Source organism: Streptomyces beijiangensis, from assembly GCF_017315755.1.
Taxonomy (GTDB): domain Bacteria; phylum Actinomycetota; class Actinomycetes; order Streptomycetales; family Streptomycetaceae; genus Streptomyces; species Streptomyces beijiangensis.
In genome coordinates, this window is record NZ_JAFLRJ010000505.1 from 1 (window position 1) to 204 (window position 204).

The window sequence follows — 204 nt, forward strand, 5'->3', positions numbered from 1 at the left end:
CACTCGCCGCTGACCTGCCGCGGGATCAACTCCTTCGCCAACTCGGCCTACTACACGGCCAAGAGCGGCGCGGGCGTCTTCAACACCGGCACCATGCGCTGGGTCGGCTCGATCAACGGGGACGGCGGGCACGGCATCGACGCCCGTACGGCGAAATTCACCTCGAAGGTGACGGAGAACCTCCTGCACGCCTTCGCGGCGGGC

At 68.1% G+C, this 204-nt stretch carries 1 pseudogene; it reads left to right on the forward strand.

Going from position 1 to position 204, the window contains the following annotated elements:
* Positions 1-204 (forward strand): annotated as a pseudogene (locus tag J0695_RS36035) (N,N-dimethylformamidase beta subunit family domain-containing protein); the annotation flags it as partial.